Annotated in this window: 13 protein-coding genes, 2 tRNA genes and 4 rRNA genes; 9 read left to right on the top strand and 10 right to left on the bottom strand. The window is 56.7% G+C overall.

What is annotated here, in order from left to right; genetic code table 11:
- Positions 1-12 precede the first annotated feature (12 nt).
- Positions 13-705: a cysteine protease LapG gene (lapG, locus tag PSH73_RS00625; RefSeq protein WP_057441344.1), complete on the bottom strand. Its 693-nt coding sequence runs from the start codon at positions 703-705 to the stop codon at positions 13-15.
- A gap of 276 nt (positions 706-981) precedes the next feature.
- Here lapG and PSH73_RS00620 point away from each other — a divergent pair, with 276 nt between their 5' ends.
- The 5 genes from PSH73_RS00620 to PSH73_RS00600 all read left to right on the top strand — a co-directional run bounded on the left by PSH73_RS00620 (position 982) and on the right by PSH73_RS00600 (position 7,787).
- On the top strand, positions 982-1,692 hold the full coding sequence (locus tag PSH73_RS00620; RefSeq protein WP_057957930.1) for a GntR family transcriptional regulator: 711 nt from the start codon (positions 982-984) through the stop codon (positions 1,690-1,692).
- 510 nt (positions 1,693-2,202) lie between these two features.
- Positions 2,203-2,973, top strand: a complete 771-nt coding sequence (locus PSH73_RS00615) for a DUF3050 domain-containing protein (protein WP_057957929.1) — start codon at positions 2,203-2,205, stop codon at positions 2,971-2,973.
- On the top strand, positions 2,970-3,917 hold the full coding sequence (locus PSH73_RS00610; protein WP_120731171.1) for a diiron oxygenase: 948 nt from the start codon (positions 2,970-2,972) through the stop codon (positions 3,915-3,917). The genes PSH73_RS00615 and PSH73_RS00610 overlap by 4 nt, the downstream gene beginning before the upstream one ends.
- Complete coding sequence (locus PSH73_RS00605; protein WP_305461740.1) at positions 3,914-7,303, top strand: amino acid adenylation domain-containing protein; 3,390 nt, start codon at positions 3,914-3,916, stop codon at positions 7,301-7,303. The genes PSH73_RS00610 and PSH73_RS00605 overlap by 4 nt, the downstream gene beginning before the upstream one ends.
- Positions 7,304-7,325: 22 nt before the next feature.
- Positions 7,326-7,787 (top strand): SRPBCC family protein, encoded by a 462-nt coding sequence (locus PSH73_RS00600; RefSeq protein WP_057957926.1) that lies wholly within the window; start codon positions 7,326-7,328, stop codon positions 7,785-7,787.
- A gap of 51 nt (positions 7,788-7,838) precedes the next feature.
- On the opposite strand, the gene PSH73_RS00595 is transcribed toward PSH73_RS00600, so the two are convergent.
- From PSH73_RS00595 to PSH73_RS00555, 9 genes are all read right to left on the bottom strand, one after another.
- Positions 7,839-9,719 carry a methyl-accepting chemotaxis protein gene (locus PSH73_RS00595; protein ID WP_057441336.1) on the bottom strand — a complete coding sequence of 627 codons (1,881 nt, stop codon included), beginning with the start codon at positions 9,717-9,719 and terminating at the stop codon, positions 7,839-7,841.
- A gap of 263 nt (positions 9,720-9,982) precedes the next feature.
- Positions 9,983-10,098, bottom strand: a 5S ribosomal RNA gene (gene rrf, locus PSH73_RS00590).
- Positions 10,099-10,207: 109 nt separating this feature from the next.
- A 5S ribosomal RNA gene (gene rrf, locus PSH73_RS00585) occupies positions 10,208-10,323 on the bottom strand.
- Between the two features lie 172 nt (positions 10,324-10,495).
- A 23S ribosomal RNA gene (locus tag PSH73_RS00580) occupies positions 10,496-13,389 on the bottom strand.
- A 248-nt stretch (positions 13,390-13,637) separates the two neighbouring features.
- Positions 13,638-13,713 (bottom strand) — tRNA-Ala (locus PSH73_RS00575).
- A gap of 30 nt (positions 13,714-13,743) precedes the next feature.
- Positions 13,744-13,820, bottom strand: a tRNA-Ile gene (locus tag PSH73_RS00570).
- A gap of 81 nt (positions 13,821-13,901) precedes the next feature.
- Positions 13,902-15,438, bottom strand: a 16S ribosomal RNA gene (locus tag PSH73_RS00565).
- Together the 16S, 23S and 5S rRNA genes with 2 tRNA genes alongside form the textbook arrangement of a ribosomal RNA operon.
- A 631-nt stretch (positions 15,439-16,069) precedes the next feature.
- Complete coding sequence (locus PSH73_RS00560; protein ID WP_169960476.1) at positions 16,070-17,290, bottom strand: CaiB/BaiF CoA-transferase family protein; 1,221 nt, start codon at positions 17,288-17,290, stop codon at positions 16,070-16,072.
- A gap of 13 nt (positions 17,291-17,303) precedes the next feature.
- Positions 17,304-18,485, bottom strand: coding sequence for an acyl-CoA dehydrogenase (locus tag PSH73_RS00555; RefSeq protein ID WP_029290432.1), 1,182 nt, complete (start codon positions 18,483-18,485; stop codon positions 17,304-17,306).
- Between the two features lie 157 nt (positions 18,486-18,642).
- Here PSH73_RS00555 and PSH73_RS00550 point away from each other — a divergent pair, with 157 nt between their 5' ends.
- The 4 genes from PSH73_RS00550 (at position 18,643) to PSH73_RS00535 (ending at position 22,885) form a co-directional block, all read left to right on the top strand.
- On the top strand, positions 18,643-19,542 hold the full coding sequence (locus PSH73_RS00550) for a LysR family transcriptional regulator (RefSeq protein ID WP_057442148.1): 900 nt from the start codon (positions 18,643-18,645) through the stop codon (positions 19,540-19,542).
- Between the two features lie 449 nt (positions 19,543-19,991).
- On the top strand, positions 19,992-21,113 hold the full coding sequence (locus PSH73_RS00545) for a Re/Si-specific NAD(P)(+) transhydrogenase subunit alpha (RefSeq protein WP_120731164.1): 1,122 nt from the start codon (positions 19,992-19,994) through the stop codon (positions 21,111-21,113).
- 15 nt (positions 21,114-21,128) lie between these two features.
- On the top strand, positions 21,129-21,449 hold the full coding sequence (locus PSH73_RS00540; RefSeq protein ID WP_003233786.1) for an NAD(P) transhydrogenase subunit alpha: 321 nt from the start codon (positions 21,129-21,131) through the stop codon (positions 21,447-21,449).
- The gene (locus PSH73_RS00535) at positions 21,449-22,885 is read left to right on the top strand and encodes an NAD(P)(+) transhydrogenase (Re/Si-specific) subunit beta (protein WP_057957922.1); all 1,437 of its coding nucleotides are present in this window, start codon (positions 21,449-21,451) and stop codon (positions 22,883-22,885) included. The genes PSH73_RS00540 and PSH73_RS00535 overlap by 1 nt, the downstream gene beginning before the upstream one ends.
- Positions 22,886-22,995 lie beyond the last annotated feature (110 nt).

The raw sequence follows: 22,995 nt of genomic DNA, 5'->3' as shown, positions 1-22,995 counted from the left end.
GAACAGTTACTCCTAGTTGGCCGGCTCGGCTGGGAAGCCTTCCGCCCGCATTTTTTTCAACACATCCTGCCAGCGCGACAGGCGCTTGGTGTCGCCAACCTTTTTGTTGCCTTTGGCGCCGGGCAGGTACAAGCCTTCGGCGTTGAAGGAGTAGACCGGCAGCAAGTCGGTCCGTTGGCTGGCAGGCTGGATCTCGTCGATCAGGCTGTCGAGTACCAGTGGCATGGCCTCTGGCGTCGAATAATAGGTCAAGACCATATGGGCGCGATTCTGCCGCAATGCCTTGACGTAGGTAATGCGCAATTTGTCGCTGGAGACGCCCAGGTGCCGCAGGCTGAAATACTTGGCAATGGCATAGTCTTCACAATCGCCGGCGCCCTTCCACAGGGCTTCGATGGGCGTCTCCCAATAATCGACCTGGCTCCATAAGTCGACATCTTCGACATAGCGCACCCGCTTGTTGAAGAACAGGTTGACCACCTTGAGCTGCTCCAACTCGCTGCCTTGTTTTTGCGTGGCCAGCAGCCGCTGCCAGTCGTCGATACGCTGCTGGCCCGCGCCCAGCGGTCCATAGAGCGCTGTAGCGCGCCGGCTGATCTGGGAAAAATCCCAATCGGCATGCAGCCCGCCAGGCAATAAGCCAGCCAGCAGCAGCGCTGAAAACAGCCAGCACAGGATCCGCGAGGGAGTAAAACGTACCGCCAATGGCTTCAGTCCGTAGAAAGAGACGGAGAATCATTCGATGGTGAAGGGTCAGTCGGCAAAAGACAATGGCACAGTGCAATCACCCAGCGTCCACTCAGCTAAAGCAATCGCACTTGTAAGACGCCCGCCAGCCATAATGTGCGATGTAAAACCGCGCTGTTGAGTCGCTTACAAAGGGAAACTTTGCCTGTTTGACAAGCCTGCATGCAATCTCTAGTGTTCTTTGGATCCAATTAGCCAAAACCCATTCCAACAAGAAAGGAGGATAGCGTAGTCGTGACGCACAAGCCGAACCCTTTGAGCAGCATCAAGATCAGTGGGCCCATTCCCGCTCACCTCGCGCGCTCCGTTATTGAAGAAACATTGCGCAACGCCATACTGGATGGTCGCCTGCCCTGCGGCACCGCCATGCGCCAGCAAGAGCTGGCCAGCCTGTTCGGGGTCAGCCGGATGCCGGTGCGCGAAGCCCTGCGCCAGCTGGAGGCACAGTCGCTGTTGCATGTGGTAACCCATAAAGGCGCCGTGGTTGCTCCGCTGATTGAAGATAACTCGGCGGAGACCTACGCCCTGCGTATTCTCCTGGAGTCGGAAGCACTGCGTTTGTCGATCCCATTACTCACCCAGAGCGATATCGAGCAGGCGGGCGCCTTGATCGACACCCTTGAGTGCGAAACCGACTACACCGAAATCGGCCGGCTCAACCGCCTGTTTCACATGGCGTTGTATGGCAAGGCACCCAACCAGCGGTTGTTGAACCTGGTGGAACACGGGCTGAACGAGGAGGAGCGGTTCCTGCGCTTCAACCTTGAAGCCATGGGACTGGGCAAAACCTCCCAGGAGGACCATCGCGAGTTGCTGAATCTGGTCGCGCAGAAAAAAGTCGAGCAGAGCGTGCTGACGCTGCGTAATCACCTGATGCGCGGCATGGAAGTGATCACTCAATACCTCAACAGCATTGAACAGGACAACGACAAAGGTCCGCGTTGACTTCTCCCGGCTTTAGCCGCCCAGTGCGCGACCTGGATGACCAGGCGCCGCACACGCCCAAAGCCGGTCCATGCCTGCCGTCACCCTCCTGGATGGTTGCGCCAACAGACTCGATATCGACCGATAGGAACCTGCAGCGTTGCAAAGCAATAATGGATCAAATCCTGCCCGTTAAGTCCACCCACATAAAACTCGCAAACAACAAGGAAAGTTCCCACCCCGAACAGTAAGTTCAACTGCAGCATTTCCCTTCCTGCAAAAAAACCTTATACAACTCAGAAAGTATTTGAACACTTAACCAAGTGATTATTCTTTAATTGGTCTTGGCACTTCATTCGAAAGCGTAGGCACAGGCTTGGGCATAGCTGTGGACGACGCGCGCTCCAACAAGAATAGGATGCTTTGTCACTACCTGTTGCTTGCCGGGCAACGAAGTACTCGCAACAACCCACGCTTGGTTCTAAACAAACTTTTTATTTGAGTCGACATAACGACTTATAGGCATTAACCATGTTTCAACTACAAGAACTACTTAGACATAAAAAACAACAATTACATGAGCATCCGATTTTCCTGGAAATCAATTCTTTCCCGCAACTACAACACTTTATGCAAAACCATGTGTTCGCCGTCTGGGACTTCATGACCCTGACCAAACGCCTGCAACAGGACCTGACCTGCATCCGCCTGCCCTGGCTGCCGCCGACAGACCCACAGGCCGCGCGGCTGATCAACGAAATTGTCCTGGACGAGGAATCAGACCAGCGCCAGGGCGTCGGGCACAGCAGTCACTTCGAACTGTATCTGGAGGCCATGCGCGAGGTGGGAGCCTGCACCATCACCATCGAACGATTCATCGCGTTGCAGCGTGAGGGAGCAAGCGTCGACAGCGCCTTGGCACAGATCACCATTGATCCTGCGGTAGAGCGCTTTGTGCGGCACACCCTGGACGTCGCCTTGAACGCACCGACCCATTGTGTCGCCGCGACCTTCCTGCATGGCCGCGAAAGTGTCATCCCGGCGATGTTCAAGCGCCTCCTGGAAGGCTGCGATGTCGCTCATCGGCAAGCCCCCAGCTTGTGCTATTACCTGCAGCGGCACATCGAGCTGGACGCCCAGGGTCATGAACCGGCCGCAGAACACCTGCTACAGCGGCTGATCCAGGCAGATCCCCTGCGCGAACAACAGGCCTGGAATGCTGCCATCAGCGCCGTAGAGAGCCGCATCGCCCTGTGGGACGGCCTGCGCCGGCACGCAGGATGCCAGGAGGTGAGCCTGTGACCGCTGCCGACTACCGCTCATTCGCGACCGACTGGGAGCAGCAGGCGACCATCCGTACTCGCCCGCGTCGCCTGCTGGAAGATGACGACAAGTTGATCTATCCCCTATGTCGTCAACCGTTGGTGCTCAGTGCAGGCTTTCTGGAGCATTGTCCGCAGTGGCGCGAGTTTGTCCTGGTGCAGACGTTCTACAAATTCATCAACGACGTGGTGATCTTTGAAACCGAGATCGTCGATAAAACCGCGAGGAGCATCGCCAAGAATCGCTTTTCAATCCCCTTCCCTGTGGCCTGCCGCTACGCCGCCATGACCGTGGTGGTCGATGAGGATTACCACGCCCTCGTTGCCCTGGACTTCATGCAGCAAACGCAGGAGAAGACGGGTATTGCGCCGCTGGCGCTACCTGCGGCCATCGAGTTGAGCCGTGCCATACCCAGCGCGCAGGCCCGCGTACCGGCACATCTGCGTGATGCCGTGGAGCTGATCGGCGTGGCGATTGCCGAGAACACAGTCACCCATGACGTGGCGGCGTTTGCCAAGGATGACAGCGTCAAACAGTCGGTAAGGGGGTTGATGGCCGACCATCTGGCTGATGAGGGCCGCCACGCCAGCTTCTGGACCGGCCTGGTGCGGCTCTACTGGCAAACGGCAAGCGAAGCAGACCGCCACTGTCTCGCCCAGATGCTGCCGATCTTCCTGCAGCACTATTTGACCAGTGACCTGCAAAGGGACTTCGACCTGCTGTTGATCGACCATCTGGATATCAGTCCCTCCGTCCGCGAAGCTTTGCGGGTCGAGGTAAATGCCCTGGCCTTTCCCATCACCCGCCAGCACCCGCTGATCAGCAACATCATGGGTTTCCTGCGCCGCAGCGGGCTGCTGCAAACACCCTGCGTCGCCCAGGCGATGAGCGCGTATCTGCCCGTATCCGGGAGCCCGTCATGAGACGCCTAGGGATTAGGCCGGTCGGTACCAGTACGGCCTTGCACGAGCTGACGCAGGCACTGGAACCCTATGGTCATGACCTTGGTGCGCAGGAGCCGGCCATCGACTTGCTGATTGAAGACGGCACTCAGCCCGTCGCCCAGGATTCGCCCGGCATGGTCGTGATGAGCCTGCGCCTGGCCATCGGCCCCTTGAGCGAGTGCGGCCTGCCGGCCCTGCAAATACGCTGCTATGACCGCGTATCGCAACTGCTGGCCGTGCTGGATGTAGCACCGCCAGCCTGCGGCAACGGTCAACAACTGCGACGCCAGGCGGTGACACAGTTGGTCGAGTGGATTGTGCGGCAGGTCAGCGGCTTCGCGCGCAACCCCGGACATTTTGCCCAACGTGCGAGCGCCTCCCCCCTTCCAGAGCAAAGCCTGCAAGGCCTGGAGGGGCTGGCCTACCTGCATCGCCTTAACCGGACCGATGAGCCGGCGCTGCTGCAAAAAGCCCGGACGCCGCTGGTCAAACAGTTGGAGCACAGCTTGCGGGTCTTCGCCGATAGGCCGGCCCTGGAGATCGCCGGCCTCAGCCTGAGTTATCGACGCCTGTTGCGACACAGCCTGGCGATCCAGCAGGTTTTGCGGCCGTTGCTCGGGCCTGGGCAGGTGCCCGTGGTCGGTATTTGCCTGGGCAAGTCGGTTGAGTTGTATGCCAGCATTCTGGCGATTCTTGGCTGCGGCGCGGTCTATCTGCCACTGGAGCCGAGCCATCCGCTGCCGCGCCAGCGGGCCATGCTGGAGAATGCAGGGGCCACGGTGTTGCTCGATGACGGCCAACATCCGTTGCGCGAGCATTTCACTGGGGTGGATGTCAGCGGCATAGACAGCCGGCACATGGACGAGCGCTGCCCCCTGGCCCTGACGTTACCCTCGATTGATAGCGCCAGCATGGTGCTCTACACCTCCGGCACCACCGGCCAGCCCAAGGGCGTTTTGCTCAGCCAGCAGAACCTGGCCCATTTCTCGGCGTGGTACAGCCAGTATGTCGAGCTCAGTGAGCACAGCCGCGTACTGCAATTTTCTTCCTTGAGTTTTGACTCTTCACTGATCGACCTTTTTCCGGCCCTGAGCCAGGGCGCGACCCTGATTGTTCCCAGCGAAGAACAGCGTCGCGACCCTCGCCAGTTGGTGGAACTGATCCGGCAACGGCGCATCACTCATGCCTTCCTGCCACCTGCGCTGTTGAGCCTGCTGCCGATGGATCGGCCGCTGGGCCTGGAGCACCTGCTGACCGGCGGTGATATCTGTGAGCCCCATGTCATTGAGCAAATGGCCGGGCAATGCGCCCTGCACAACCTGTATGGCCCGACAGAGGCCACGGTGCTGGTCAGCAGCCGGCGGATGCGGGCTGACGACAGCAATCTCAACCTCGGCATGCCCATCGCCAACAGTCAGGTGCTGATCCTCGACGAGCAGCGCCGACCGGTTGAGGATCAGGTGGTTGGCGAGCTGTACATCGCAGGCCCTGGAGTAAGCCTTGGGTATGTGAACCAGCCACGGCAGACCGCCGAGCACTTTGTGCACCTTGCGCTGCCTGATGGCCGAACCCTGCGCACCTATCGCACGGGAGACATGGCGAAATGGACTGCAGAGGGCATCGAACTGGTCGGGCGCCAGGACCAGCAGGTGAAGATCCGCGGTTTTCGGGTCGAGCCCCAGGAGATTGAGCAGTGTTTGCGCGCCAGCCAGTTGTTTCGCCAGGTGGCGGTGGTGATTAATCGTGAGCGAAGAATTCTCGTGTTCGTGGCACACGCTGATCCCAGCTATTCGGGCGCGGCCCTGGCAGCGCTCAAGCAACACGCCAGGCAAACGCTGCCGGACTATATGCAGCCGACCGTATTCACTGAGTTGACGAGCCTGCCCTATGGCAGCAATGGCAAAGTTGATCGCCAGGCATTACAGGCACTGGTCGTGCAGGCCGTCTCAGATAACCCCCATTGCCTCCCCCAAACGCCGGTGGAAGCGCAATTGCTGGACCTGTGGAGTGAGCTGCTGGGGTTGCCGGTCAACGAGATCTCGACTGACGACAGTTTTTTCCATCTCGGCGGTCACTCCATTCTGCTTTCGACCATGCTCCTGCGGATTCGCGAGTTGTACGGACGCAGCCTGCCCCTCAACCGGTTTATCGAAGCGCCAACGGTGCAGACACTCGCGGCGTTGATGGGCGACAGCGCGCCGGGGACGGCGCCCACCGCCCGGGCGATAAGCGATGCACTACGCCCGCTGGATATCCCCGTGCTGCCAGGGGCGCGTGCCGGTGATCGCCACAAGGCTATCGTGACCGGCGCCAACAGCTTTTTGGGTATACATATCGTCGAAGCCTTGCTGGTGGCCGGAGCGACAGAAGTCGCCTGCCTGGTTCGCGAAAACCCAGGACAATCGGCCGCCATACGGTTTGCCGACGCCATGCGTGAATACCGCCTGGAACACCTGGACCTGAGCCGCGTACGGGTATACACCGCTGACCTGCGCCAACCTCGTTTAGGCCTGGAGGCACATGCATATGAACGCCTCGCCCGCCAGTTCGGGGTGCTGGTACACAGCGCGGCCCACGTCAATCACGTCATGGACTACGCATCGCTGGCCAAGGACAACGTGGAGCCGGTCATTGAATGCCTGCGCCTGTGCGAAACCCATTGCAAGAAGGTGCTCAATTTTGTCTCCACACTATCCGCGTCGAGTAGCGTTGGGGCCGACGGGCAAGTGCTTGAAGCGCCGGCGGCAAGCACCCCACCGCTGTACATCAAGAACGGCTACAACCTGTCCAAATGGGTGGCCGAACGTCTATTGGGGCGTGCCGCCGGACAAGGTGCCTGGATCAATATCTATCGACCCGGGAACATCAGTTTCAATAGCCACAACGGTGTCTGCCAACCCCACAAGAACCGCCTGCTGCTGATGCTCAAGGGATCGCTGCAGCTGGGCCGGGTGCCACGCCTGGGCTTGAACTTCGACCTGATGCCAGTGGATTTCCTGGCACGGTTCATTGCCTTCCACAGTGGCAACTACGTTGCCGAGCGTAGCGTCTTCAACCTGCACAATCCGCAGCCCCTGAGGTGGGAAACCTACGTGGAGTCATTTCGCCAGGCAGGTCATGCGTTCGAGTTGGTAAGCGTCGCGGATTGGCAGCACCATCTGCGCGAAGTAGGTCGCGAGAATGCCCTTTTCGGTGTGCTCGGGTTCTACCTCAATGGGCTGGGAGAAGACATCGGCGATATTTCGATGATTCGCCATGAGAACGCACGCCATGGCGTCGAACAAATGGGTGTGCAGTATCCCGAAAAAGCACCCGAGTTATTACGCAGAGGATGCCAATACCTCAATGCCATCGGCTTTCTGTGACCCCCGCCTTCAGGAAATACTTATGAGACAGCTGCAACCCGATACGTTGATCAAAAACCCCCTGGGCAGGCCTGTGGTGTCATCTGTGGTGATTGCCTGCAGCGCCGATGAGCTATGGGCGGTCGTGGGGCGTTTCGAGGGATTTGACGCGTTCATTCCTGCCCTCGCCCGTATCAGCATGACGGGCAGCGGGGTGGGATCGCTACGCAAGAAATGGTTCCACGATGGCAATATCGTCGTGGAACAGCTCAACAGCCACGATGCGCGGACGATGCACATGACGTGGACGACGATCTATAACACCTTGGGCGTGGCCCGACTGTGGGCGGCAATGGCTGTTGAGTCGCTTGAGGGGCAACAAGCGCGGGCGACCTGGACCATCATCGCCGAGCCCGTTGATGCCCGCGATAAAAAGGGGTTTGAACAGTTTATCCAGGACTTCGCCGACAGTGCGCTGGATAACGTACGCCGGTTGCTTGGCTGAAAAAAATGGCGCAGTGCACTGCTGCACTGCGCCACATTTACCCCGTGGTGATCAGATCTTGAAACTGTCGACCAACTGCTTCAAGCGATTGGCTTGTTGTGACAGCGCGTCACAGTCTTTCAAGGTCTCGTTGAGGTTGGCCACACCTTGCTGGTTCAGCAGGTTGATCTGGTTGATATCAACATTGAGGGTTTCCACCACGGCAGTCTGTTCCTCAGTGGCTGCCGCCACCGATTGGTTCATGCCATCAATCTCGACGATTCGCTGGGTCACGCTGATCAAGCGCTCACCGGCCTGGTTGGCAACCTCGACACTTTCTTCGCTGGACACCTGACTGGCGTTCATTGTGGTGACCGCTTCGCGTGAACCGATCTGCAACGAGGTGATCATCTTGTGGATCTCCTCCGCCGATTCCTGGGTACGGTGAGCCAGGTTGCGCACTTCGTCGGCGACCACGGCAAAGCCACGGCCGGCTTCACCGGCACGGGCCGCTTCAATGGCGGCATTGAGGGCCAGCAGGTTGGTTTGCTGAGAGATGCCTTTGATCACATCGAGAATGTGGCCAATGTTGTCGGTACTGGCATTCAAGGTTTCGATCTGCGTGCAGGACAAGCTGATCTTCTGCGACAGCTCGGACATCGCCAGGATGGTTTTCTCCACCACCTGGCGACCGTCATCGGCTTGCTCGCTGGCGCCACTGGCGTGTTGCGAGGCGTCAGCGGCGTTACGGGCGATTTCCTGGGTGGCGGCACCCAGTTCGTTAATGGCCGCAGCAACGCTGTTGGTACGGGCGCTCTGCTCGTCGGAGCCGATGATCGAGGCGTTGGACGATGCCATCACGCGCTGGGAAAGATCGTGTACATGCCTGGTCGCCGAGGACACTTCGCTGATCGAGGCATGAATACGCTCGACAAACTGGTTGAACGCACTACCCAGCTCGCCGAATTCATCTTTGCTTTCCACGACCAGGCGGCGGGTCAGGTCACCCTCGCCTTGAGCAATGTCCTGCATCGCGCGGCCCATGGTGGTCAGTGGGCGCATCAGCACCTGGATCAACAGGCTCAGCAACACGGCAATCGCTGTGACGGCAATAAACATCGCGATCAAAGCGGAGGTGCGGAATTTACCCAGGGGGGCGTAGGCTTTGTCTTTGTCGATCGACAGGCCTATGTACCAATCTGCACCCGGCAAGCCGCTGATCGGGGTGAAGGACAGGATGCGGTCCTGACCATTGAGGACGACATCCTGATTAACCTTCTCAATCCGGACACCGCTGCCTGGATAGATATCCTTGAGGTTTTTCATTACCTGCTCTTGGTCAGGGCTGACGATTACCTGCCCATCGCCGCTGACCAGGAACGCGTGGCCAATCCCGCCGAAGTCCACCGAGTTGATGATTTTCACCAGGGTTTGCAGGCTCAAGTCACCACCCACTACACCCAGCAGCTCACCATTTTTCTTGACCGGCATCGCGATGGTGACGATCAAACCACCGACGGCGGCCATATAAGGCGGCGTCAGCATGGGTTTGTCGGCAGCGACCGCTTGCTTGTACCACGGGCGCTGACGCGGATCGTAGCCTTCAGGCATTTTCGCGTCAGGACGCTGAGTGAAGACACCGTTGGTTGAGCCAACGTAGGTGAACTGGAAGTTCGAGGTGAACGCCGGTTGATCAACCAGGCCGGGGAGGTCGGCGTTGGCGCCTTGATGAGCAACGTTCTGCGCGAGATTCTCCAGGACCAGTATCCGGCCACTGAGCCAGTTCTGCACACTGCTGGCAGTCAGGTCACCCGACTGCTCAATAGATGACTCCAGATTTTGCCTGATGGTGTTGCGCTGCAGGTAGTCGTTGTACAACGTAAACAGCGCGAAGGCCAAAACCACAACGCCTGACGCGGCCAACAGAATTTTATGACTGAACTTGAGATTCATTTCATCGACTTCTTTTTGCCAAAAGGGGGTGAGCGTGCCGAATGCAACGTTCCATGTACGGTATAGGCGGACTCTACGACCGCTCTATTTCGGTGCACGCATGGCTCATCAGGCTTTCGGCCAAGGTTGGATAAATCTTAGGAATTTGTGGGATACATCTTCTTTTTATGCAGGAAACTGACAGGCGGTCAGCAAAGGACACATAAGCCCCCAAAACGACAAAACCCCCGTCTGCGTTAACAGACGGGGGTTTCGGAATTTGATCTTGACGATGACCTACTCTCACATGGGGAAACCCCACACTACCATCGGCGATGCATCGTTTCACTGCTGAGTTCGGGATGGGATCAGGTGGTTCCAATGCTCTATGGTCGTCAAGAAATTCTGTGTACCAGAGCGTTGCACTAGCAACGGTTCGGTGAAATTCATGGACTTCTACATAAACAAAACCCCTGTTTGCGTTAGCAAACAGGGGTTTCGGAATTTAATCTTGACGATGACCTACTCTCACATGGGGAAACCCCACACTACCATCGGCGATGCATCGTTTCACTGCTGAGTTCGGGATGGGATCAGGTGGTTCCAATGCTCTATGGTCGTCAAGAAATTCGGGTACTGAGTCGTGACCAGATGGCCTCGCTTCAGCAAATTGGGTATGTGATAGCTTTCGGTGTTTTGTGAGATTCGAACTTTCGGTTCATTTCGTCTTCACACACCGCAATCTGATGCTTTTGCTTGTTTCCAAGTCAAGAGTAGTCAAATTGCTTGGGTGTTATATGGTCAAGCCTCACGGGCAATTAGTATTGGTTAGCTCAACGCCTCACAGCGCTTACACACCCAACCTATCAACGTCGTAGTCTTCGACGGCCCTTTAGGGAACTCAAGGTTCCAGTGAGATCTCATCTTGAGGCTAGTTTCCCGCTTAGATGCTTTCAGCGGTTATCTATTCCGAACATAGCTACCCGGCAATGCCACTGGCGTGACAACCGGAACACCAGAGGTTCGTCCACTCCGGTCCTCTCGTACTAGGAGCAGCCCCTCTCAAATCTCAAACGTCCACGGCAGATAGGGACCGAACTGTCTCACGACGTTCTAAACCCAGCTCGCGTACCACTTTAAATGGCGAACAGCCATACCCTTGGGACCGGCTTCAGCCCCAGGATGTGATGAGCCGACATCGAGGTGCCAAACACCGCCGTCGATATGAACTCTTGGGCGGTATCAGCCTGTTATCCCCGGAGTACCTTTTATCCGTTGAGCGATGGCCCTTCCATACAGAACCACCGGATCACTAAGACCTACTTTCGTACCTGCTCGACGTGTCTGTCTCGCAGTCAAGCGCGCTTTTGCCTTTATACTCTACGACCGATTTCCGACCGGTCTGAGCGCACCTTCGTACTCCTCCGTTACTCTTTAGGAGGAGACCGCCCCAGTCAAACTACCCACCATACACTGTCCTCGATCCGGATAACGGACCTGAGTTAGAACCTCAAAGTTGCCAGGGTGGTATTTCAAGGTTGGCTCCACGCGAACTGGCGTCCACGCTTCAAAGCCTCCCACCTATCCTACACAAGCAAATTCAAAGTCCAGTGCAAAGCTATAGTAAAGGTTCACGGGGTCTTTCCGTCTAGCCGCGGATACACTGCATCTTCACAGCGATTTCAATTTCACTGAGTCTCGGGTGGAGACAGCGCCGCCATCGTTACGCCATTCGTGCAGGTCGGAACTTACCCGACAAGGAATTTCGCTACCTTAGGACCGTTATAGTTACGGCCGCCGTTTACCGGGGCTTCGATCAAGAGCTTCGCGTTAGCTAACCCCATCAATTAACCTTCCGGCACCGGGCAGGCGTCACACCCTATACGTCCACTTTCGTGTTTGCAGAGTGCTGTGTTTTTAATAAACAGTCGCAGCGGCCTGGTATCTTCGACCGGCATGAGCTTACGGAGCAAGTCCTTCACCCTCACCGGCGCACCTTCTCCCGAAGTTACGGTGCCATTTTGCCTAGTTCCTTCACCCGAGTTCTCTCAAGCGCCTTGGTATTCTCTACCCAACCACCTGTGTCGGTTTGGGGTACGGTTCCTGGTTACCTGAAGCTTAGAAGCTTTTCTTGGAAGCATGGCATCAACCACTTCGTCATCTAAAAGATGACTCGTCATCAGCTCTCGGCCTTAGAATCCCGGATTTACCTAAGATTCCAGCCTACCACCTTAAACTTGGACAACCAACGCCAAGCTGGCCTAGCCTTCTCCGTCCCTCCATCGCAATAACCAGAAGTACAGGAATATTAACCTGTTTTCCATCGACTACGCTTTTCAGCCTCGCCTTAGGGACCGACTAACCCTGCGTCGATTAACGTTGCGCAGGAAACCTTGGTCTTTCGGCGTGGGTGTTTTTCACACCCATTGTCGTTACTCATGTCAGCATTCGCACTTCTGATACCTCCAGCAAGCTTCTCAACTCACCTTCACAGGCTTACAGAACGCTCCTCTACCGCATCATCCTAAGATGATACCCGTAGCTTCGGTGTATGGTTTGAGCCCCGTTACATCTTCCGCGCAGGCCGACTCGACTAGTGAGCTATTACGCTTTCTTTAAAGGGTGGCTGCTTCTAAGCCAACCTCCTAGCTGTCTAAGCCTTCCCACATCGTTTCCCACTTAACCATAACTTTGGGACCTTAGCTGACGGTCTGGGTTGTTTCCCTTTTCACGACGGACGTTAGCACCCGCCGTGTGTCTCCCATGCTCGGCACTTGTAGGTATTCGGAGTTTGCATCGGTTTGGTAAGTCGGGATGACCCCCTAGCCGAAACAGTGCTCTACCCCCTACAGTGATACATGAGGCGCTACCTAAATAGCTTTCGAGGAGAACCAGCTATCTCCGAGCTTGATTAGCCTTTCACTCCGATCCACAGGTCATCCGCTAACTTTTCAACGGTAGTCGGTTCGGTCCTCCAGTTAGTGTTACCCAACCTTCAACCTGCCCATGGATAGATCGCCCGGTTTCGGGTCTATTCCCAGCGACTAGACGCCCTATTAAGACTCGCTTTCGCTACGCCTCCCCTATTCGGTTAAGCTCGCCACTGAAAATAAGTCGCTGACCCATTATACAAAAGGTACGCAGTCACCCAACAAAGTGGGCTCCCACTGCTTGTACGCATACGGTTTCAGGATCTATTTCACTCCCCTCTCCGGGGTTCTTTTCGCCTTTCCCTCACGGTACTAGTTCACTATCGGTCAGTCAGTAGTATTTAGCCTTGGAGGATGGTCCCCCCATATTCAGACAAAGTTTCTCGTGCTCCGTCCTACTCGATTTCATGACTAAGAGATTTTCGCGTACAGGGCTATCACCCACTATGGCCGCACTTTCCAGAGCGTTCCGCTAATCTCAAAGCCACTTAAGGGCTAGTCCCCGTTCGCTCGCCACTACTAAGGGAATCTCGGTTGATTTCTTTTCCTCAGGGTACTTAGATGTTTCAGTTCCCCTGGTTCGCCTCTTAAGCCTATGTATTCAGCTTAAGATAACCATCTTATGATGGCTGGGTTCCCCCATTCAGACATCTCCGGATCAAAGTCTGTTTGCCGACTCCCCGAAGCTTTTCGCAGGCTACCACGTCTTTCATCGCCTCTGACTGCCAAGGCATCCACCGTATGCGCTTCTTCACTTGACCATATAACCCCAAGCAATCTGGTTATACTGTGAAGACGACATTCGCCGAAAATTCGATAATACTCAATTTGAGTAACTCACAAATTTTACCTTAGCCTGATCCGTTACCAGTGAAAGTAACGTTCAGTCTATCTTTCTATCACATACCCAAATTTTTAAAGAACGAACTAGTCAAAGACTAGAAATCAACATTCACCATCGCATGGATGGAATGCTCATTTCTAAGCTTTATACAAACAGAAGCAGTAGTGGTGGAGCCAAGCGGGATCGAACCGCTGACCTCCTGCGTGCAAGGCAGGCGCTCTCCCAGCTGAGCTATGGCCCCGTATTTCTACAGGCGTTTCCCACACAAAATTGGTGGGTCTGGGCAGATTCGAACTGCCGACCTCACCCTTATCAGGGGTGCGCTCTAACCAACTGAGCTACAGACCCAATTTCGGGCTGCTTCTTTCGTCTTCTTCAATGAATCAAGCAATTCGTGTGGGAACTTATGGAGCAGCTGATGTCGTCGATTAAGGAGGTGATCCAGCCGCAGGTTCCCCTACGGCTACCTTGTTACGACTTCACCCCAGTCATGAATCACACCGTGGTAACCGTCCCCCCGAAGGTTAGACTAGCTACTTCTGGTGCAACCCACTCCCATGGTGTGACGGGCGGTGTGTACAAGGCCCGGGAACGTATTCACCGCGACATTCTGATTCGCGATTACTAGCGATTCCGACTTCACGCAGTCGAGTTGCAGACTGCGATCCGGACTACGATCGGTTTTGTGGGATTAGCTCCACCTCGCGGCTTGGCAACCCTCTGTACCGACCATTGTAGCACGTGTGTAGCCCAGGCCGTAAGGGCCATGATGACTTGACGTCATCCCCACCTTCCTCCGGTTTGTCACCGGCAGTCTCCTTAGAGTGCCCACCATTACGTGCTGGTAACTAAGGACAAGGGTTGCGCTCGTTACGGGACTTAACCCAACATCTCACGACACGAGCTGACGACAGCCATGCAGCACCTGTCTCAATGTTCCCGAAGGCACCAATCTATCTCTAGAAAGTTCATTGGATGTCAAGGCCTGGTAAGGTTCTTCGCGTTGCTTCGAATTAAACCACATGCTCCACCGCTTGTGCGGGCCCCCGTCAATTCATTTGAGTTTTAACCTTGCGGCCGTACTCCCCAGGCGGTCAACTTAATGCGTTAGCTGCGCCACTAAGAGCTCAAGGCTCCCAACGGCTAGTTGACATCGTTTACGGCGTGGACTACCAGGGTATCTAATCCTGTTTGCTCCCCACGCTTTCGCACCTCAGTGTCAGTATCAGTCCAGGTGGTCGCCTTCGCCACTGGTGTTCCTTCCTATATCTACGCATTTCACCGCTACACAGGAAATTCCACCACCCTCTACCATACTCTAGTCAGTCAGTTTTGAATGCAGTTCCCAGGTTGAGCCCGGGGATTTCACATCCAACTTAACTAACCACCTACGCGCGCTTTACGCCCAGTAATTCCGATTAACGCTTGCACCCTCTGTATTACCGCGGCTGCTGGCACAGAGTTAGCCGGTGCTTATTCTGTCGGTAACGTCAAAATTGCAGAGTATTAATCTACAACCCTTCCTCCCAACTTAAAGTGCTTTACAATCCGAAGACCTTCTTCACACACGCGGCATGGCTGGATCAGGCTTTCGCCCATTGTCCAATATTCCCCACTGCTGCCTCCCGTAGGAGTCTGGACCGTGTCTCAGTTCCAGTGTGACTGATCATCCTCTCAGACCAGTTACGGATCGTCGCCTTGGTGAGCCATTACCCCACCAACTAGCTAATCCGACCTAGGCTCATCTGATAGCGCAAGGCCCGAAGGTCCCCTGCTTTCTCCCGTAGGACGTATGCGGTATTAGCGTCCGTTTCCGAACGTTATCCCCCACTACCAGGCAGATTCCTAGGCATTACTCACCCGTCCGCCGCTCTCAAGAGAAGCAAGCTTCTCTCTACCGCTCGACTTGCATGTGTTAGGCCTGCCGCCAGCGTTCAATCTGAGCCATGATCAAACTCTTCAGTTCAAACATCTTTGGGTTTTTAAGAAACCCTAAACTTGGCTCAGCAATCGTTGGTTACATCTTTGATTTCTCGCGGAGTAACTTGTGATGCTGATAATCTTGTTGACTATCAGTCTGACTCCACAAGCACCCACACGAATTGCTTGATTCAGTTGTTAAAGAGCGGTTGGTTAAGATCTTTCGTCTCAACCGAGGCGCGCATTCTACAGCAGCCTCATTTGCTGTCAAGTGATTATTTTCAGAAGTTTTCGAGGATTTCCTCAACAACTTCAACCACTTGCGCCTCCGATCTCTCGTTAGCGGGAGGCGAATTCTACAGCGTTACACGCTGCTGTCAACACCTCTTTTTCTCCGCTTTCGACCGAGAGGATCGAAACGTTAATAGAGCCAAACAACACTGCTCTACCAACTCCTTCTGGGCTTCGATGAACTGAAGCAACTCGCTGTCGAATTCTGCGTAACTCTTTGTTTACCAAGGAGTTTTCCGTTTCGACTGCGCCGGAAGTGGGGCGAATTATAGACTTCCAGAATCTGCCGTCAACCCTTAATTTTGCTTTTCTATCAATTAGTTACGATCGTTTAAAAAACAACCAGCCTTTCTATATAGAAACCCCCTCTATATAGAAGAAACACCTCAAATGACCCCCGCTTCCTTTAAAGCCGCCACATGGGCCGCCCCCAATCCCAGCACCTGGCTTAGCACCTGAGCCGTATGTTCGCCCAGCAGAGGCGGCGCACTGCGATACTCCACCGGCGTCTTGGACAGCCGCATAGGGCTCCCCACCTGCGGCACCTTGCCTGCCAGCGGATGCGGCAACTCGATAGCCAACCCGCGCGCCTGCACTTGAGGATCGGCAAACACCTGCGCCAGATCATTGATCGGCCCACAGGGCACACCGACCTGCTCCAGCTGGCTCACCCACTCGGCAGTGGTCTTGAACACTGTGGCCTGGCGAATCAATGGAATGAGCACCGCCCGATTGGCCACCCGCAGCTTATTAGTAGCAAACCGCGGATCATCAGCCCACTGTGGCTGCCCGGCAACCTGGGCAAACTTGCGAAACTGACTGTCGTTACCCACGGTCAGGATGAAATCGCCGTCAGCGGTGGGAAAGTCCTGATACGGCACGATATTCGGATGCGCATTGCCCAACCGCTTGGGCGATACACCCGTCGTCAGGTAATTCATCGCCTGATTAGCCAGGCAAGCCACCTGGACATCCAGCAACGCCATATCAATATGCTGGCCGCCACCATCATGGTCGCGGTGCGCCAACGCCGCCAGAATCGCCACCGTAGAGTAAAGCCCGGTCAAAATGTCGGTCAGTGCCACACCCACCTTGACCGGACCTTCGCCCTCATCACCCTCGGGACGCCCCGTCAGACTCATCAGCCCGCCCAACCCCTGGATCATAAAGTCATAGCCCGCGCGCGCCGCATACGGCCCGGTCTGGCCAAACCCTGTGATAGAGCAGTAGATCAGCTCCGGGTTGAGCTCCTTGAGCGACTCATAGTCCAGGCCATACGCCGCCAAACCGCCAACCTTGAAATTCTCGATCAAGATATCCGACTTCGCCGCGAGGTCCCGGACCAGCTTCTGCCCCTCCGGTCGGGTGAAGTCGATAGTCACCGACTCCTTATTACGGTTGGCCGATAAGTAGTAGGACGCCTCAGTGGTGTTCTCACCATAAGCATCCTTAAGGAACGGCGGCCCCCAGGCGCGCGTATCGTCGCCACTGCCAGGTCGCTCGACCTTGATCACCTCGGCCCCGAGATCCGCAAGAATCTGCCCGGCCCAGGGCCCTGCCAGCACCCGTGACAAATCCAGTACCCGCAGATGCGATAGCGCGCCCATGGTCACACTCCTATTAATAGAACGCCTGGATACCAGTCTGTGCACGTCCGAGGATCAGCGCATGGACGTCATGCGTGCCTTCGTAGGTATTCACCACTTCCAGGTTGACCAGGTGCCGGGCGATCCCGAACTCATCGGAGATACCGTTGCCACCCAGCATGTCACGAGCCATACGGGCGATATCCAGGGATTTGCCGCAGGAGTTACGCTTCATGATCGAAGTGATCTCCACCGCCGCCGTTCCTTCATCCTTCATCCGCCCCAGACGCAGGCAACCCTGCAGGGCGAGAGTGATCTCGGTCTGCATATCGGCGAGCTTTTTCTGGATCAATTGTGTGGCAGCCAATGGACGCCCGAACTGCTGGCGATCAAGGGTGTACTGGCGCGCCGTGTGCCAGCAGAACTCCGCTGCCCCCAACGCGCCCCAGGAGATGCCGTAGCGCGCCGAGTTCAAGCAGGTGAACGGCCCTTTCAAGCCGCGCACATCGGGGAAGATGTTTTCTTCGGGAACGAACACGTTATCCATGACGATTTCGCCGGTGATCGAAGCGCGCAGGCCGACCTTGCCGTGAATCGCCGGGGCACTCAGGCCTTTCCAGCCCTTCTCCAGGACAAAACCACGGATATCGCCGGCGTCGTCCTTGCCCCAGACCACAAACACATCGGCAATCGGGCTGTTGGTGATCCACATCTTGCTGCCGGTAAGGCTGTAGCCGCCATCCACCTTGCGCGCACGGGTAATCATCGCGCCCGGGTCCGAACCGTGGTTGGGCTCGGTCAGGCCGAAACAACCAATCCACTCACCCGAGGCCAGCTTGGGCAGGTACTTCTGTTTTTGCGCCTCAGTACCGAACTCATTGATCGGCACCATGACGAGGGACGACTGCACGCTCATCATCGAGCGGTAGCCGGAGTCGACACGCTCCACTTCACGGGCAATCAAGCCGTAGCTGACGTAGTTCAAGCCACTGCCACCGTACTGCTCGGGGATCATCGCGCCGAGCAGGCCGGTCTCGCCCATTTCACGGAAAATTGCAGGATCGGTCTTTTCATGACGGAAGGCTTCCAGCACACGCGGCGCCAGCTTGTCCTGGGCAAATTGCTCAGCGCTGTCGCGCACCATGCGCTCTTCTTCTGTGAGCTGTTGATCCAGCAGCAGTGGATCGATCCAGTTGAAGCTTGCCTTACCGCCCATGAGTGAGTCCTCGCGAAGTAAATCAAAAGTCGTGCATGGAGCCTAGGCCGGACAGGCGAGGAGGGCAAACGAGGTTTTTGCATAGGCTTGTGCTAATTTCTCACTTCGTAATGATTGAAAAGGGCAAAACTGCTCTTTATTAGTGAGGCGACGGTACATGCGCAGGAAGATCCCCAGCACCACGGCCCTGGTCAGTTTTGAAGCGGCAGCCCGCCACGAGAGCTTTACCAAGGCCGCGCAGGAGCTATCCATTACCCAGGGCGCAATCTGCCGACAGATCGCCAGCCTCGAGGAGTTTTTGAGTGTCGAACTGTTTCGACGCTCGCGACGTGGCGTAAAGCTCACGGAAGCCGGGCTTTCCTATAGCCGGCGGGTCGCGACGCAACTAGATGCCGTGGAGCGCGACACTCTCTCAGTGATGGGCCAGCAGGGCGCCAATGTCATCGAGCTGGCAGTAGTGCCCACGTTCGGCACGCAGTGGCTGATCCCGCGCCTCAAGGACTTCCAGCAGCAACACCCCGAAGTCACGGTGAACCTGACCAACCGCACCCGCCCATTCCTGTTTGCCGATACGCAATTCGATGCCGCGGTCTATTTCGGCGATGCCGACTGGTCCGGGACCGAATCCCACCGACTGATGGGCGAAAACCCGGTTCCCGTTTGTAGCCCGCGATTGCTGGAGAACCGCTCGCACTTCAGCGCAGAGGAAATCGCCGAACTGCCGCTGCTACAGCAAACCACACGGCCCTACGCCTGGCGCCAGTGGTTCAACGCCCAGCAACTGAATATCCCCCGGGACATGACAGGCCCGCGTTACGAACTATTCTCCATGCTGTCCCAGGCGGCCATGCATGACATGGGCATTGCGCTGATCCCACCGTTCCTTATTCAACGCGAACTGGGCGAGAAGCAATTGGTGATCGCCAACCCGCAGGCGCTGACCAGCAGCAAGGCTTATTACTTGATGATTCCCGAGAGAAAGGTCGAATCCGCGTCGCTGCGCGCCTTTCGAGACTGGCTGGTTGATCAGGCACAACGCTACAGCCACCAGTTCTAGACGCCCGTGATATTTACTGACCTTGTAGTCAGATAATTTATAGCACTACAGATATAAATATATGTCGCCTTTAGACAGACTGTACCGATCAATGCAAAAATGACCTGAAAGCCAATAGCTATCAGCGCTACAGGGGTTATTCACCCCCCATGACCCGCTATTCATGACGACAATTGCAAAAATTGTCTTTTTTCGCCCGAAGCCTTTAAACACCTGTATTCAAAGAGGTTATTTCGGCACGTTGCGACAATCAGTCACAGGGTGACTTGTAGTTAATTTTTCGTCACCCGTCATAATCCCTTGAAGGCCGTAAAGTTCGCCTGCAAAATGCCGCGCCCTGCTGTCATTTCAGCGGGGTCGTGCTGATCGGCCGCCCCAGTTGCGCCACTCGCGGTGCACTGGCCTTTTTACAAAAATCAAAAGCAAAAAGATCATGCAGGAGATTTGACGTGCACATTGGTGTTCCTCTCGAAACCCAGACCGGTGAAACGCGGGTTGCTGCAACCCCGGAAACCATCAAGAAGCTGATCGGCCAGGGCCATAAGGTCACTGTACAAAGCGGCGCAGGCATCAATGCCAGCGTCGTCGACAGTACCTATGAAGCGGCAGGCGCAACCATTGGCAGTGCCAGCGACGCGTTTGGCGCCGAGCTGATTCTCAAGGTGGTCGCCCCCAGCGACAGCGAACTGACGCTGATTAAAAGCGGCACCGTGTTGGTGGGCATGCTCAATCCGTTCAGCAACGAAACCATCACCCGCCTGGCCGAACATGGCATCACTGCCTTCGCCCTGGAGGCCGCCCCGCGCACCTCCCGTGCGCAGAGCCTGGATGTGCTGTCGTCCCAGGCCAACATTGCCGGCTACAAGGCGGTGTTGCTCGCGGCCCATCACTACCCGCGCTTCATGCCGATGCTGATGACTGCCGCCGGTACGGTGAAAGCCGCCCGTGTGCTGATCCTCGGTGCTGGTGTGGCCGGCCTGCAGGCCATCGCTACGGCGAAACGCCTGGGTGCCGTCATCGAAGCGTCCGACGTCCGTCCGGCCGTGAAGGAACAGATCGAATCCCTCGGCGCCAAGTTCGTCGACGTGCCCTACGAGACCGATGAAGAGCGCGAATGCGCCGTCGGTGTCGGCGGCTACGCACGCCCCATGCCCACCAGTTGGATGCAGCGTCAGGCCCTGGCCGTGCATGAGCGCGCCAAGCAAGCCGACATCGTCATCACCACCGCCCTGATCCCGGGTCGCAAGGCCCCGACGTTGCTGAGCGCCGAAACCGTCGCCCAGATGAAGCCAGGCTCCGTGGTGATCGACCTGGCCGCCGCCCAAGGTGGCAACTGCCCACTGACCGTCGCCGACCAGGTGGTGGTGGAGAACGGCGTGACCATTTGCGGCCCGACCAACCTTGCCGGTGCCGTCGCTGCCGACGCTTCAGCCCTTTACGCGCGCAACCTGCTGGACTTCCTGAAGCTGGTCTTCACCAAGGAAGGGCAGTTTGAAATCAACCTCGAAGACGACATCGTCGCCGCGTGCCTGATGTGCCGCGACGGCCAAGTCATCCGCAAAAACGCCTAAGCAGGGATTCAGACGATGGAAGAGCTTATCTCCCCCGGTATCTACAACCTGATCATCTTCGTGCTGGCGATTTATGTCGGTTACCACGTGGTCTGGAACGTCACCCCCGCGCTGCATACGCCGTTGATGGCCGTGACCAATGCAATCTCGGCGATTGTGATCGTCGGCGCCATGCTCGCCGCCGCACTCACCGTCACGCCACTGGGCAAGACCATGGGCACCCTGGCCGTGGCCCTGGCTGCCGTTAACGTGTTCGGCGGCTTCCTGGTTACCCGTAGGATGCTTGAGATGTTCAAGAAGAAAGCGCCCAAGGCTAAAGAAGAGGTGCAGAAGTAATGAGCATGAACCTCGTCACGACGCTCTACCTGATCGCGTCGATCTGCTTCATCCAGGCCCTCAAAGGCCTGTCGCACCCAACCACGTCCCGACGCGGCAACCTGTTCGGCATGCTGGGCATGGCGCTGGCGGTACTCACCACCGTTGGCCTCATCTATAAGCTCGGTGCAGAACTTGCCACTGCCGGCATCGGCTACGTGATTGTCGGCCTGCTGGTCGGCGGTACCGCCGGCTCGATCATGGCCAAGCGCGTAGAAATGACCAAGATGCCGGAACTGGTCGCCTTCATGCACAGCATGATCGGCCTGGCAGCGGTGTTTATTGCGATCGCCGCAGTGGTCGAGCCGCAATCCCTGGGGATCGTCAAGCAACTGGGCGATGCGATTCCTGCGGGCAACCGCCTGGAGCTGTTCCTCGGTGCCGCTATCGGTGCCATTACCTTCTCCGGTTCGGTGATTGCCTTCGGCAAGCTGTCGGGCAAGTACAAGTTCCGTCTGTTCCAGGGCGCACCGGTACAGTTCGGTGGCCAGCATAAATTGAACCTGGTGTTGGGCCTGACCACCCTGGGTCTGGGCCTGGTGTTTATGTTCACCGGCAACCTCAGCGCCTTTGCCCTGATGCTGGCCCTGGCCTTCGTGCTGGGCGTGCTGATCATCATTCCGATTGGCGGCGCGGATATGCCGGTAGTCGTGTCGATGCTCAACAGCTACTCCGGCTGGGCTGCGGCGGGTATCGGCTTCTCGCTGAACAACTCGATGCTGATCATTGCCGGCTCCCTGGTAGGTTCGAGCGGCGCGATCCTCTCGTACATCATGTGCAAGGCGATGAACCGCTCGTTCTTCAACGTGCTGCTCGGCGGTTTCGGCAATACGCCGGATGCGGCAGGGCCGGCCGGTTCGAAAGAGGCGCGCCCGGTGAAGTCCGGTTCGGCTGACGACGCCACCTTCCTGCTGACCAACGCCGACACCGTGATCATCGTCCCAGGCTATGGCCTGGCGGTAGCGCGGGCGCAGCATGCACTTAAAGAACTGACCGAGAAGCTGACCCATCGCGGCGTCACCGTGAAATACGCGATCCACCCGGTCGCCGGGCGCATGCCTGGTCACATGAACGTGCTGCTGGCCGAGGCCGAAGTGCCGTATGACCAGGTGTTCGAGATGGAAGACATCAACTCCGAGTTCGGCCAGGCCGACGTGGTGCTGGTGCTCGGCGCCAACGACGTGGTCAACCCGGCCGCCAAGAACGATCCGAAATCGCCGATCGCCGGCATGCCGATTCTCGAAGCCTTCAAGGCCAAGACGATCATCGTCAACAAGCGCTCGATGGCCAGTGGTTATGCCGGCCTGGATAACGAACTGTTCTACCTGGACAAGACCATGATGGTCTTCGGCGACGCGAAGAAGGTCATTGAAGACATGGTCAAGGCTGTCGAATAAACACTGCTCCAGCGCAATACCCAAAACCCCGGCCTCCCGTAGGCTGGGGTTTTTTATTAACGGGAAAAACCCGACCAAAGGCTCTAAATCGCCACCTGGCATTCGACCAT

The organism is Pseudomonas sp. FP2294 (genome assembly GCF_030687625.1).
GTDB classification, from domain to species: Bacteria; Pseudomonadota; Gammaproteobacteria; order Pseudomonadales; family Pseudomonadaceae; genus Aquipseudomonas; species Aquipseudomonas shahriarae.
This window is presented reverse-complemented; position numbering and strand designations above follow the sequence as displayed.